The 12301-nt window shown below is 59.2% G+C and carries 12 protein-coding genes; 9 read left to right on the forward strand and 3 right to left on the reverse strand.

Annotated features, from left to right (window positions below):
• The first annotated feature begins 148 nt into the window (after positions 1-148).
• The 9 genes from GOB86_RS02545 (at position 149) to GOB86_RS02585 (ending at position 8303) form a co-directional block, all read left to right on the forward strand.
• Positions 149-1447, forward strand: coding sequence for a DUF445 domain-containing protein (locus GOB86_RS02545; RefSeq protein ID WP_165990810.1), 1299 nt, complete (start codon positions 149-151; stop codon positions 1445-1447).
• 263 nt (positions 1448-1710) lie between these two features.
• Positions 1711-2175: an SUF system Fe-S cluster assembly regulator gene (locus GOB86_RS02550; protein WP_165990811.1), complete on the forward strand. Its 465-nt coding sequence runs from the start codon at positions 1711-1713 to the stop codon at positions 2173-2175.
• A gap of 3 nt (positions 2176-2178) precedes the next feature.
• Entirely contained in the window at positions 2179-3663 is a 1485-nt protein-coding gene (gene sufB, locus GOB86_RS02555; RefSeq protein WP_165990812.1) for a Fe-S cluster assembly protein SufB, read from the forward strand.
• A gap of 13 nt (positions 3664-3676) precedes the next feature.
• The gene (gene sufC, locus GOB86_RS02560) at positions 3677-4447 is read left to right on the forward strand and encodes a Fe-S cluster assembly ATPase SufC (protein WP_165990813.1); all 771 of its coding nucleotides are present in this window, start codon (positions 3677-3679) and stop codon (positions 4445-4447) included.
• A complete protein-coding gene (gene sufD / locus GOB86_RS02565; protein ID WP_165990814.1) occupies positions 4444-5724 on the forward strand; it encodes a Fe-S cluster assembly protein SufD in 1281 nt (426 codons plus the stop codon). The genes sufC and sufD overlap by 4 nt, the downstream gene beginning before the upstream one ends.
• Positions 5721-6974, forward strand: coding sequence for an aminotransferase class V-fold PLP-dependent enzyme (locus GOB86_RS02570; protein ID WP_165990815.1), 1254 nt, complete (start codon positions 5721-5723; stop codon positions 6972-6974). Before sufD ends, GOB86_RS02570 begins: the two co-directional genes overlap by 4 nt.
• A complete protein-coding gene (gene sufU, locus GOB86_RS02575) occupies positions 6971-7429 on the forward strand; it encodes a Fe-S cluster assembly sulfur transfer protein SufU (protein WP_165990816.1) in 459 nt (152 codons plus the stop codon). Before GOB86_RS02570 ends, sufU begins: the two co-directional genes overlap by 4 nt.
• Positions 7422-7916, forward strand: a complete 495-nt coding sequence (locus GOB86_RS02580) for an SUF system Fe-S cluster assembly protein (protein ID WP_408737290.1) — start codon at positions 7422-7424, stop codon at positions 7914-7916. Before sufU ends, GOB86_RS02580 begins: the two co-directional genes overlap by 8 nt.
• 18 nt (positions 7917-7934) lie before the next feature.
• Positions 7935-8303, forward strand: coding sequence for a HesB/IscA family protein (locus GOB86_RS02585; RefSeq protein ID WP_165990817.1), 369 nt, complete (start codon positions 7935-7937; stop codon positions 8301-8303).
• On the opposite strand, the gene rlmD is transcribed toward GOB86_RS02585, so the two are convergent.
• The 3 genes from rlmD to GOB86_RS02600 all read right to left on the reverse strand — a co-directional run bounded on the left by rlmD (position 8251) and on the right by GOB86_RS02600 (position 12196).
• Positions 8251-9552 (reverse strand): 23S rRNA (uracil(1939)-C(5))-methyltransferase RlmD, encoded by a 1302-nt coding sequence (gene rlmD / locus GOB86_RS02590; RefSeq protein ID WP_165990818.1) that lies wholly within the window; start codon positions 9550-9552, stop codon positions 8251-8253. The genes GOB86_RS02585 and rlmD overlap by 53 nt on opposite strands.
• A 14-nt stretch (positions 9553-9566) precedes the next feature.
• Complete coding sequence (locus GOB86_RS02595; RefSeq protein ID WP_165990819.1) at positions 9567-11624, reverse strand: DEAD/DEAH box helicase; 2058 nt, start codon at positions 11622-11624, stop codon at positions 9567-9569.
• A 116-nt stretch (positions 11625-11740) separates the two neighbouring features.
• Positions 11741-12196: a hypothetical protein gene (locus GOB86_RS02600; RefSeq protein WP_165990820.1), complete on the reverse strand. Its 456-nt coding sequence runs from the start codon at positions 12194-12196 to the stop codon at positions 11741-11743.
• Between the last annotated feature and the right edge of the window lie 105 nt (positions 12197-12301).

The raw sequence follows: 12301 nt of genomic DNA on the forward strand, positions 1-12301 counted from the left end.
GCGCGCTCTATATCCTTGCGGATTGAATCGGAAAAGAAACAAAACGGTCGGGCAACAATTTATTCGTCAGCTTTCCATGTCTGCTTTATGTGCGCAACCGCCTCACGCACACTTGGGGTGGCGGAGGTGGAGTGCTATTCATGATCGCATGACAGCGCATACCGACACGGAAGGGGACATCGCCGCCCGGCAGACACTCCGGCGATACCAGAATGCAGCCACCGGGCTGCTGGTGCTGATGGGGGGGCTGACCGTTGTCGGTTACGCTGCTCCTGCCGCTGGCTGGGTTGAGGATGGTTTTTTTCTGGAGATGTTCCGCGCGGGCGCGCGGGCGGGTGTTGTTGGGGGGGTGGCTGACTGGTTTGCGGTAGTGGCCCTGTTCCGCCATCCGTTAGGCTTGCCCATTCCGCACACTGCGATCCTGTCCGCACAGAAGGACCGCCTTGCCCGCGCCCTTGGCCGCTTTGTGGCCTCTCAGGTGTTTACGGCCAAGGAGGTGGAGCGTGTTCTGGCCAAGGTGGATGTGCCCGGATTTATTGCCAATCTGCTGGAGGACCCCGCAACGCAGGATGCGGTTGTGGGGGCCATGGCCCGCTCCATGCCGCAGCTGCTGGACCGACTGGAGGATGGCAGGGCCAGCAATGCCATAGGCCGGATTATGCCTGGCCTGCTGGGGGGGAGCGATCTTTCTCCCGTTATTGCCAAGGCGTTGCGCAGTCTGGTCGATGATGACCGGCATCAGGAGGTGCTGTCCTACTTCCTTAGCCAGCTCAAGGATGGGCTGAAGGCCAAGGAAGGTGCCCTGCGAGACATGATCGAGGAGCGCGTGCGTGAGCAGGGGGGGCGTATTCTGGGCTGGGCTATTGGCGGTTCCATTGCCACCAAGGTGCTGACAGCTGCAGCGCAGGAACTGGACCGAATCGACCCTGAAAATTCCAGCCTGCGCGAAGGCTTTACAAGCTGGGTCAGACTCCAGATCGACCGGATAGAAACCGACCCCGAACGTGGGCGGGAGTTTACGCAGGCGGTCACGTCCGTACTCTCGCACGAAAGTGTTGTGGGTTGGTGGGGCGATATCTGGCTGCGTTTCCGGCGCATGGTGGAAGCCGATGTGGAAGATCCGCAGGGACGCACGGCCTGTCTGCTGCGTGATGCGCTGGGCCGCATGGCGGGGCAGTTGCGGAACGATGATGTGTTGCGCCAGCGCATAGTGGAGCGTGTGGACGGCACAATTGGCAAAGCCCTGCCGTTTGTGCGCGACCAGATGGCCGAATTTATTGCCCGTGTGGTGTCCGGCTGGAACGCGGTGGAAATTGCGGAAAAGCTGGAACTGCGCGTGGGCAAGGACCTTCAGTTCATTCGGTTTAACGGTACATTGGTCGGGTTTGCCGTGGGCGCTCTGCTGTTTGCGGCGCTGAGGCTGACGTTTGGTATTAACGCCCAGTAAATTTTCTTTTTTGTGCCAACTGCCTTCGAGGGCGGCAAAAGTTGGTCGCATGGCACTTGAGCGGATATGGAAAGGCTTGTGTCGCAGGGATGAGCGTAAGCTTGGCTTAAAGGCAGCCTTGCAGGGCACCGCAGATCACATATGCGTTGAAAGGCCGGGGCTGGCTGCCTGTAACAGGAGGTTTTGGGTTGACGTTGGCACCGCTAGTCGCCATGTATCCGAAACAGGACCATTCAGGTCTTTAATTAGGTGAAAGCCGGATTATGCTGAAACTTTCCCGTCTGGCGGACTATGCGATCGTCATACTTGTTAAACTGGGAGAACAGGACGGCGTGGTGACATCCCCAGCCCTTGCCGTCATTACCGGTGTGCCCGAACCTACGGTCGCCAAGGTGCTCAAGGTTTTGTCAGCGCATGGTTTTGTGTTGTCCCAGCGTGGCGCAAAGGGTGGTTATCGTCTGGCCCGGTCTTTGGCGGATATGTCTGTTGCCAGCGTTATTGCCGCAGTCGATGGTCAGATCGCCCTGACCGCCTGCGTTGGCGGTCGTGAGTGCGATACCGGGCTGTCCTGCGGTCTGTGCGGTAGCTGGGACGTTATCAATACGGCAATACGCTCTACGCTTGAGGGAATTTCGCTGGAGAGCATGCGCCCCAAGGAGGCATGCCCCACGGTTCTCTCCCAGATCAACAAGCTCAACGCGCCCCACACAGTACGGGAAGGAGCCTGAACAATGCCAGCAGTCACACAAACGCGCGAAGCCGTCGAAAAGCTGGGTCAGTCCACGTACAAATGGGGCTTTGAGACCGATATTGAAATGGACATGGCTCCCAAAGGGCTGAATGAGGACATTATCCGTCTGATTTCCAGCCGTAAGGAAGAGCCCGAATGGATGCTGGAATGGCGTCTGGCCGCCTATAAAACATGGCAGGCCATGACCGAGCCCAAATGGGCCAAGGTCGGCTACCCCCCCATTGATTATCAGGACGCGCATTACTACGCGGCTCCGCTTAAAAAGCCCGGCCCCAAATCCTTGGACGAGGTGGACCCCGAACTCCTGCGCACATACGAAAAACTGGGCATTCCCCTGCATGAACAGGCCATGCTGGCCGGGGTGGAAGTGCCTGAGGGCGAGCGCATGCCCGTGGCCGTGGATGCGGTGTTTGACAGCGTGTCCGTTGCCACCACCTTCCGCAAGACGCTGGAGGAAGCAGGGGTCATCTTCTGCCCGATTTCCGAGGCGGTGAAGGAACACCCCGATCTGGTGCGCAAGTATCTGGGCACGGTTGTGCCCGCGGGGGATAACTTCTTTTCCGCGCTCAATTCCGCCGTGTTTACGGATGGTTCGTTTGTGTACGTGCCCAAAGGGGTGCGTTGCCCCATGGAACTGTCCACCTACTTCCGCATCAATGCCAAAAATACCGGGCAGTTCGAGCGCACGCTGATTGTGGTGGAGGAGGGGGCGTCTGTTTCCTACCTTGAGGGCTGCACGGCCCCCATGCGTGATGAAAACCAGCTCCACGCCGCTGTTGTGGAACTTGTGGCCATGGATGATGCCTCCATCAAATACTCCACGGTGCAGAACTGGTATCCGGGGGATGAGGACGGGCGGGGTGGCATTTACAACTTTGTGACCAAACGCGGCATATGCCGTGGCGCGCGCTCCAAAATATCCTGGACGCAGGTGGAAACAGGGTCCGCCATTACGTGGAAGTATCCATCCTGCATTCTGCAAGGCGAAGGTTCGGTGGGCGAGTTCTATTCCGTAGCCGTTACCAATAACCGTCAGCAGGCCGATACCGGCACCAAGATGATCCATCTTGGCCGCAATACGCGCTCCACCATTATTGCCAAAACCATTAGTGCGGGCCGTTCAGACAGCACCTATCGTGGGTTGGTGCGGGTGCAGCCCAAGGCGTCTGGCGCACGGAACTTTACCCAGTGCGATAGCCTGCTGATTGGTGACCAGTGTGGGGCACACACCGTGCCTTATATTGAGAGCCGCAACATGAATGCGCGCATTGAGCACGAAGCAACAACATCCAAAATTTCAGAAGACCAACTGTTTTACTGCCGCCAGCGTGGCCTGTCCGAGGAAGACGCCGTCGGCCTGATCGTAAACGGTTTTTGCCGTGATGTTCTGAAGGAACTCCCCATGGAGTTTGCCGTGGAAGCGCAAAAACTGTTGCAGATCAGCCTTGAAGGCAGCGTGGGTTAAGGGAGAGCAGAGTATGAGCCAGTTTTTGGAAATTTCGGGTCTGTGCGCACAAATTGACGCCGATGGACAGGAAAAGCAGATTCTGCGTGGCGTGGATCTGAGCATCCCGCCGGGTGAAGTGCACGTGATCATGGGGCCTAACGGGTCCGGCAAATCAACACTCTCCTACGTTCTGGCTGGACGGGAGGACTACGAGGTAACGGCAGGTACGGCTACCTTCCATGGGCAGAATCTGCTGGCCATGGAGCCGGAGGAGCGGGCCGCTGCCGGGCTTTTTCTGGCTTTTCAGTCCCCTATCGAACTGCCGGGTGTGAACAACGCCAACTTCTTGCGTACGGCTGTTAATGCCGTGCGGCGTGCGCGTGGGCTGGAGGAGCTGGACGCCGTTGCGTTCCTTAAAATGGCGCGCGAGGCAGCCAAGGCGCTTTCCATGGCGCCGGACATGCTTAAGCGGAACGTGAATGTCGGTTTTTCGGGTGGGGAGAAAAAACGCAACGAAGTGTTGCAGATGACCCTTCTCCAGCCGACCTTTGCCATTCTGGACGAAACGGATAGCGGGCTGGATGTGGATGCCCTGCGTATTGTGGCCGAAGGTGTCAACCGCCTGCGGGCCCCCACGTTCTCGGCGCTGGTGATCACACACCACCAGAAGCTGCTGGATTATCTGGTGCCTGACCGTATTCACGTTATGGCACGGGGGCGGATCATTCTTTCTGGCGGGCCAGAGCTTGCGCGCCAGATTGATCAGGAAGGCTACACCAAGTTTCTGGCGGAGGTGGCGTGAACGCACTCAGCAAAGATATGTCCGGCCCGTTGGCGCTGTTTGCAAACAGGCTGAACACCCCTACCGGGGCCGAGCGGCAGTCCGCTGCCGGGGCTCTGGCCAGAACAGGCCTGCCAGACCGCAAGGTGGAAGCATGGCGCTACACAGCCCTGCGCGCTTTGGGCAAGCAGGATTATGCGGCTCCGCCCGAGCAGGTGGATGCCAGCACGGTCCGTGCATTGCTGGATGGCGTTTTGCAGGCTCACCCAGCCATGGCGGCCCTGCCGCGTGTGGTGTTTGTCAACGGTCGGCACGCTCCCGCATTCAGCGCTTTGCCGGATGATGTTGACCTGTCCTTTTTTGCGCACGAACCCCAGTTTGGCTTGCAGGCGGCACCTGACCGGGACCCGCTTGTGGCCCTGAACACCGTGCTGGCGGAAGATGGTCTGGTTCTGCGCGTACCCGCCGGGGTGGATGCAGGGCATGTTATGCTCATCTCCTTGGGGGTTGCGGGGGCGGAGCCGCTTTCTTTCCACCCAAGGCATACGGTTGTTGTGGAAAAAGACGCGCATCTGCGACTGATCTGCGTGCAGGCCGGGCAGGGAACGTATTTTCACAACCCGGTTATGGATATTCGGGTGGAAGATGGCGCAACGCTTGAACATGTAACGTTGCAGACGGAGGGCGCGCAGGCCATCAGTCTGGGCACCCTGTATGCCCATGTTGGCCACCAGAGCGTGTATGACAGCTTTGTACTCGGGCTTGGCGGCCTGCTTGTGCGGCACGAGGTTCATGCTCATCTGGCGGCAACCCGTGGCGAGGTGCATGTGAACGGTGCGCAGCGTCTGGCCGGGCAACAGGTGGGGGATATTACCAGCGTGATCACCCATGCCGCATCGGACTGCACATCGCGCCAGACCGTGCGTAATGTGCTGGATGGCCATGCGCGGGGTGTTTTTCAGGGTAAGGTGCTGGTTGAGCGGATTGCCCAGAAAACAGACGGCTACCAGATGAATCAGGCTCTGCTGCTCTCCCCCGATGCGGAGATAGACGCCAAGCCCGAACTCGAAATTTATGCCGATGATGTCCGGTGCAGCCATGGTGCAACCGTTGGCGCGCTGGATGACGAGCAGCTTTTTTACCTGCGTAGCCGCGGCATACCCGAGCACGAGGCCCGCCAGATTCTGATCGACGCATTTCTGGACGAGGCGGTGGCCCTTGTGGTGGACGCAACAGCCCAGACCTTCTGCCGTTCTGTTCTGGCAGCCCGGTTTGCGGGGAAGGGAGAGCCGTCATGAGCACGCAGACTCCAACAGTTCACGCCGTGCCGCAACTGGACGTGCATGCCATTCGCCAGCAGTTCCCTATTCTGGGGGAAAAGGTGCATGATCGCCCGCTGGTTTTTCTCGACAGTGCGGCTTCGGCCCAGAAGCCCAATGCCGTGATCGACTGCATGGCCAACACCATGCGGCACCAGTATGCCAACATTCACCGTGGCCTGCACTGGATGAGCGAACGCACGACCGAAGCATATGAAGGTGTGCGTGATCTGGTGGCCGACTTCCTCAACGCGCCCTCGCGCGAGGAAATCGTGTTTACCCGCAACAGTACGGAGGCCATCAATCTGGTGGCCCATTCCTTTGGCGCGCTGCTCAAACCCGGTCAGGCGGTCCTGATCTCGCAAATGGAGCACCATGCCAACCTTGTGCCGTGGCAGATGCTGCGCGATTGGGCTGGCATTGACCTACGCGTAGCCCCGATTACCGATGACGGTGATCTGGACATAGAGGCCTACAAGGCCCTGCTGGCCGACGGCAAGGTTGCTCTTGTGGCTATCACGCATATGTCCAACGTGCTGGGTACCATAACCCCGGCAAAGCAGATTGCGGATATGGCGCATGCCGCCGGGGCGCAGGTGCTGTTTGATGGTAGCCAGTCCGTCGTCCACCACAAAACGGATGTGCAGGCGCTGGGGGCGGATTTTTATACCTTTACCGGCCACAAGCTGTACGGCCCAACGGGTATTGGTGTGCTGTGGGGCCGCCGCGACCTGCTGGAGCAGATGCCTCCCTTCCTTGGGGGGGGGGACATGATCTCCACCGTTACTTTTGAGCACTCCACATGGGCCAATATTCCTCACAAGTTTGAGGCGGGAACACCCGCCATTGTGGAAACCATAGGTCTGGGTGCGGCCATAGAGTGGGTGAACAAAATCGGGTTTGACGGCATAGCAGCGCACGAGGCGGATTTGACTACCCATGCGCTGCAACGCCTTGCCACGGTGCCCGGCCTGAACATTGTTGGTCATCCACGTGTGCGTGGTGGTGTGGTGTCGTTTACCATGGCTGATGTGCACCCGCATGATATTGCAACACTGCTTGACCGTAACGGGATTGCCATACGTGCGGGGCACCATTGTGCCGAGCCCCTTATGCGCCGCCTTGGCCTGAGTGCGACCGCCCGCGCCAGCTTTGGTATTTACACCCAGAAGGAAGAGATTGATGTGCTGGCGGATACGCTGGTGCGGATACGGGACTTTTTTGTGTGAACACCTCCACCACAGAGCGTGATGCCCTATACGACAGGCTGATAGTGGAGCGCGCCCGCGCACCGCTTTATGCCGGTCGGTTTGAAGAGGCAGATGCGCGCGGCGATGGCCGCAACCCACTCTGTGGGGACAAAACACATCTGGATATTGTGCTGAACGGGCACCATATCCAAGATATCAAGCACCAGACCCGTGGGTGCGCCATATGTACTGCTGCTGCGGACCTTATGGCTGAGCATATACGGGGTGGGAGCGTTGCACAGGCGCTGGAACTTTCCGGTCGGTTCAGGGCGATGCTGGTAGAGCCACCACCATCTGTGGTGGTGGACGACCAGTCTGCCTCTTTGGGCACGCTGGAGGTTTTTGCTCCACTACGGTCCCATAAAGCACGAATACGCTGCGCAGAACTGCCTTGGATTGCGCTGAAGGAGGCTTTTTCTCATGTCGATGGTTGAAGAAGGCGTTCAGGCGCAAACACACGCAGCAATTCCGCCGCAGGGTGATACGCCAGCTGAGGCTGTTCTGCACGCGGAGCACGATCAGGGCGAAGACCCCACCGCCAAGGTGGAGGGCTGGACCCCCGATGGTGATGACGCCACCCAGAGCAGCACGCCTGAAGCGGCAGGCAAGGTTGCTGGCCCCGCATCCGAAGATGCGGTCATAGAGGCCATAGCAACCGTGCATGACCCGGAAATTCCGGTCAATATTTACGAACTGGGGCTGATCTACGCCATTGACCTGTATGATGACGGGCGTGTGCGGATTGAAATGACCCTGACCGCTCCCAACTGCCCCAGTGCGCAGGAGCTGCCCATTCAGGTCAAGGACGCGGTGGAGAAAGTCCCCGGCGTTCAGTCGGCCGAAGTGGAAGTTGTATGGGACCCGCCATGGGACATGTCGCGCATGAGCGACGAGGCCCGGCTGGCCCTGAATATGTTCTGACGGAAAGGATGGAGTGACATGTCACAAACCGCGACCATTTCATCGACCAAAAGGGAACTGCCCCCGCTCATGCGGCTGACAGATGCAGCGGCCACACGCCTGCGCCACCTGTACGCTACGGCGCATGCGGGTGAGTTGCTGCGCATTGCCGTTTCCACCAAAGGCTGCTCAGGCAAAGCTTACGATATGGAATTTGTGGCCCAAAGCGGGGAGGGGGACGAGATCGTTAAAGACCACGGTCTGACCCTTCTGGTAGACCGCAAGGCCACACTCTTCCTGATCGGCACGGAAATGGATTACCGGGAAACCGATCTGGAAGAGGGGTTTGTGTTCATCAACCCCAATGAGAAAGGGCGTTGCGGCTGCGGCGAGAGCTTTCACGTTTAAAGCGGCATACGGCCTCGGTTTCAGGTGACCATAAAAACTGGTCAATGACCGAGACCGTCTCCAGCTTGTAACCAGCCGCTGCCAGCAGGCTTGTGTCGTTGCTCAGGGCTGCGGGGTTGCAACTGACGTAAATAACATAGTCCGGCTTGCCCAGAGCGATCTGGCGCATTTGCAGCTTTGCTCCCGCATGGGGCGGGTCCAGCACAACCACCTCTGCCTTGCCAAGGTCCTTGCCCATAACGGGCTGGCGGTTCAGGTCGCGGCAGATGGGGGTAATACGGGATTTTCCCACGCTCTTCAGCGCGGCCAGAGCGGGCTCATACCCCTCGTAAGCCTGTACCTGGCAGCGTTCGCCCAGTGGCAGGCTGAGTGTGCCACATCCAGCATACAGCTCAATCAGGTTGGCCCGTTTGCCAAGGCGTGCGGGCAGGGCGTCCAGCACGGCCTGCTGAATGGCGGATTCGCTTTGGGCTGTTGCCTGTAAAAACGCGCCGGGTGGGGGGGTAAGCTGGTGCCCTGCAATGGTCTGATAAACGGGGGCACGCTGCACGGCGGTTTCGGACGGTCCGGTCGCTTTCAGGCGCTGCCAGCTTATGCGTGGAATATCCAGTTCTTCAGCCAGAGCGGTCAGGCGTTGCCGGTCTGTGGCGATCAGGGGGGAATCGGTGCTGAGCAGAATATCCAGCCCCGAATCCAAAAGGTTAATGTGCAGATCGGCAGCCTTATGCACGGCATTCAGGCTGCGTATTGTGGCCCGCAATGCTGGCAGGCTGGCCACAATAGCCGGGTGCAGCACTGCGCAGCTCGTCATGTCCGTTACGTCATGGCTGCCCTTGGCATGCAGGCCGATAACAATGCCCTGCTCCGTCCGGCGTACAGCCAGATCAGCCCGGCGGCGGCTGTTTGGTGGAACCTGAAAGCTGGTGATATCGGCTGGCACGTCAAACCCGGCTTTTTCCAGCGCATGGCTTACAAGACCGGTTTTCCATGCCAGCAGGGCAGGCATATCCATATACTGCAACGTACAGCCGCCGCAGCGGTCAAATAACGGGCATGGCGGAGTTGTTCTGTGGGGTGATGGGGCCAGAATATCAACTAGCTGGCCACGCCCATTGGGTTGCAGGCGGATGTTAACCTGTTCACCGGGGAGTGTGTCTGCAACAAAGACGGTGTGCCCGTCAGGCAGGCGCGCCGCACCATCTCCCTGAGTTGCAAGATGGGAGATGGTGACTTCCAGTATGTCAGACACAAATTTTCCTTAGGTCAGGATGCTACGTCGGAGACGTGGGCTGCGTCCTGCGCTGTTTCTGTATTTTCAAGCGTTCCCGGTGTAGCCGGGCGCGAGGAATTCCGGCGAGGCAGGAGCATGAAGGCGGGCGTCTGATCGCCAAAGCCTGAAAATTCGCCAGCGGGTGCGGGCGGAATTTCGTCACGCTGGTTGCGCCCACCTTTATGGGGCTGGGCCTTAGGTGCGGGCTGGGTAGCCGGAACAGGACGCTGGGCTTCGCGCTCGCGGGCTGGTTCACGCTCACGCGTGGCCTCGCGTTCCCGCGCGGGTTCGCGTGTGCGCGCAGGCTCACGTTCACGCTGGGGAGCGGGCTTATCCTTACGGTTCTGTCCGCCTCGGGCCTGACTGCCACCGCGTGGGCGTTTTTCTTCAGACCATTCCAGTTGCTGCACACCCTCCACGGACAAGCGCGGAATGGGGTTGCCCGTCAGTTGCTCAATAGCTTCGGCCAGTGTTTTGTCATACGAGGTGGCTATGCTGAAGGCATGGCCCTCACGCCCGGCACGGCCCGTACGACCGATGCGATGGACGTAGTCCTCCGCATGGAACGGCAGGTCGAAGTTGAACACATGCGACAGACCGCCAATATCAATGCCTCGGGCTGCCACATCCGAGCAGACCAGCACCTTGAGTTCGCCATTCTTGAATTTTTCCAAAGTGGAAAAACGAACGGACTGCGGCAGGTCTCCGTGCAGTGCACCAACGGAAAAACCATGCTTGGTCAGGGACTTGTTCAGAACATCCACGTCGCGCTTGCGATTGCAAAAGACAATGGCATTCTGGAGTTCGGGGTCTCTGAGTAGCAGGCGCAGTGTTTCGCGCTTGCTGAACTCATCCACAATAACCAGCCCGGTTGTAATGGTCGAAGCGACCGAAGACTGACGCGTAACCGTGATTTCCTTGGGGGAATGCAGGAACGCATCGGCCAGTTTGCGAATGGGCGGAGCCATGGTGGCCGAGAAGAACAGCGTCTGCCGGGAAGGGGGGAGCAGGCTGACAATTTTTTCAATGTCAGGAATGAACCCCATGTCCAGCATCCGGTCGGCTTCACCAATGACCAGAATTTTGGTGTGGTTCAGCAGCAGGCCACCGCGTTCGAACAGGTCCAGCAGGCGGCCCGGCGTTGCAATCAGAACATCCACGCCACGGTTCAGCACTTCCTTCTGGTCGGCCATGCTCTCGCCACCAATCAGCAGGGCGTGGTTGAGCTTGAGGTGTTTGCCATATTGCACAAAGTTTTCAGCGACCTGCAGAGCCAGTTCACGCGTGGGCTCCAGAATGAGCGAGCGTGGCATACGGGCCCGTGCGCGGGAGTCGCTCAGAATTTCGAGCATGGGCAGGGTAAAGGATGCAGTTTTACCTGTACCCGTCTGGGCAACGCCCAGCACATCGCGCGCCATGAGCACGGCTGGAATGGCCTGCGCCTGAATGGGGGTGGGGTGCTTGTACCCCATTTCCTCAATGGCCTGCAGAATGGGTTTGGAGAGCTCGAGGTCCGCAAAAGTTATGGTGGGCTCTTCTTCCACACTATCCACTGCGGGGGGGCTGGCAGGCTCAGCCGGGGGGGGGGCGACTGGCGCAGGCGCTGCCGTAATGTCCAGTTCCACGGCAACAGGGGCTTCAGCCTGTGTTGCCGGTGTGGCCTTGGTTGCCGCATCTGCTTTTGTGCGCCGCCTTGCCGGGGCGCGTGCTTTTTTGGGCGCTGCTTTGGGTGCGGCCTCTTCGGCTACGGTGTCGTCCGTAGTCGCTTCCGCTACAGGCTCGGCAGCCGATTCGGCTTTGGGAGCGCTACGGCGGCGCGGGGCGCGCTTTTTGGGAGCAGGCGTGTCCTCGGCGGGGGCATCGGCACTGGCTGAGGGTGCGGTATTTTCCACCTCGGCGTCCTGTGCATCCAATGCGGTTGAACTGGCGGAAACCGCCACCTTTTTCCGGCTGCGAGTTGTCGTCTTGCGGGGGCGGGCGGTTGTTTTGGCTGTCAATATGCTCTCGGAACTAGGTCTGTCGTTGCTCAGCTTACTGGTGGCTTTGTTCATGTCCGGCAAAGACCGTTTGCCAGTTGTTCCATGGAATTTCAAAGCCACTCAGGCGCTAGTCCCGATAAAGGTCTTTCTGCTTAAAATCAAGTTTTTGGCAGGAATACTTGCTTTCTTCACATAAAAGGATGGCCAAGGCAGGCCGAGAGGACCGCAAGGATTCCCAGTGCCACAATGACCAGCACCTGTTTACGCACCGAGTCGAAGCCTGATGCCTGTGGGCGGATGGCCCGGCGGAGCTTCTGATAGGTGCCCATGTACATCCGCACGAACAGCACGGCCATGATCAGGCCCAGCAACTGCATGGCGTTGGTTGTCCATGGTGCGTTGGCAAACCCGCCTTCGTGCAGAACAAGCAGCCAGCCCGTAATCAGCGCTGTGGGAATGGCGTGGGTCAGCCCCTTGAAAAAACGGGCCATGGTTTGCAGGTGCACGGAGTTGCGCTGAGTCTGGTCCAGAAGGTTCAGGCTTGGGCGCAGCACAACGGCCGCATAAGCGCCACCACCAACCCACATGATGATGCTGATGAGATGGAGGGCAAGAACGAGGCTCCAGAGAATGGAATGTGGCATGGTGTCTCCGCTTGGCACGGTTGGGGGCAGGGATGGGCACTGAGTCTGTGTTGCAAAGCGTCATGCCCGGTGCGTATCTGCCTGCCTGATTGCCAAGGGGACGAG

The sequence above is a fragment of the Acetobacter lambici genome (genome assembly GCF_011516885.1).
Taxonomy (GTDB): domain Bacteria; phylum Pseudomonadota; class Alphaproteobacteria; order Acetobacterales; family Acetobacteraceae; genus Acetobacter; species Acetobacter lambici.

Coding starts and splice junctions, on each gene's coding strand:
- GOB86_RS02545 (WP_165990810.1), top strand. CDS start 149: ATGACAGCGCATACCGACACGGAAGGGGACATCGCCGCCCGGCAGACA.
- GOB86_RS02550 (WP_165990811.1), top strand. CDS start 1,711: ATGCTGAAACTTTCCCGTCTGGCGGACTATGCGATCGTCATACTTGTT.
- sufB (WP_165990812.1), top strand. CDS start 2,179: ATGCCAGCAGTCACACAAACGCGCGAAGCCGTCGAAAAGCTGGGTCAG.
- sufC (WP_165990813.1), top strand. CDS start 3,677: ATGAGCCAGTTTTTGGAAATTTCGGGTCTGTGCGCACAAATTGACGCC.
- GOB86_RS02570 (WP_165990815.1), top strand. CDS start 5,721: ATGAGCACGCAGACTCCAACAGTTCACGCCGTGCCGCAACTGGACGTG.
- GOB86_RS02580 (WP_408737290.1), top strand. CDS start 7,422: ATGGTTGAAGAAGGCGTTCAGGCGCAAACACACGCAGCAATTCCGCCG.
- GOB86_RS02585 (WP_165990817.1), top strand. CDS start 7,935: ATGTCACAAACCGCGACCATTTCATCGACCAAAAGGGAACTGCCCCCG.
- GOB86_RS02595 (WP_165990819.1), bottom strand. CDS start 11,624: ATGAACAAAGCCACCAGTAAGCTGAGCAACGACAGACCTAGTTCCGAG.
- GOB86_RS02600 (WP_165990820.1), bottom strand. CDS start 12,196: ATGCCACATTCCATTCTCTGGAGCCTCGTTCTTGCCCTCCATCTCATC.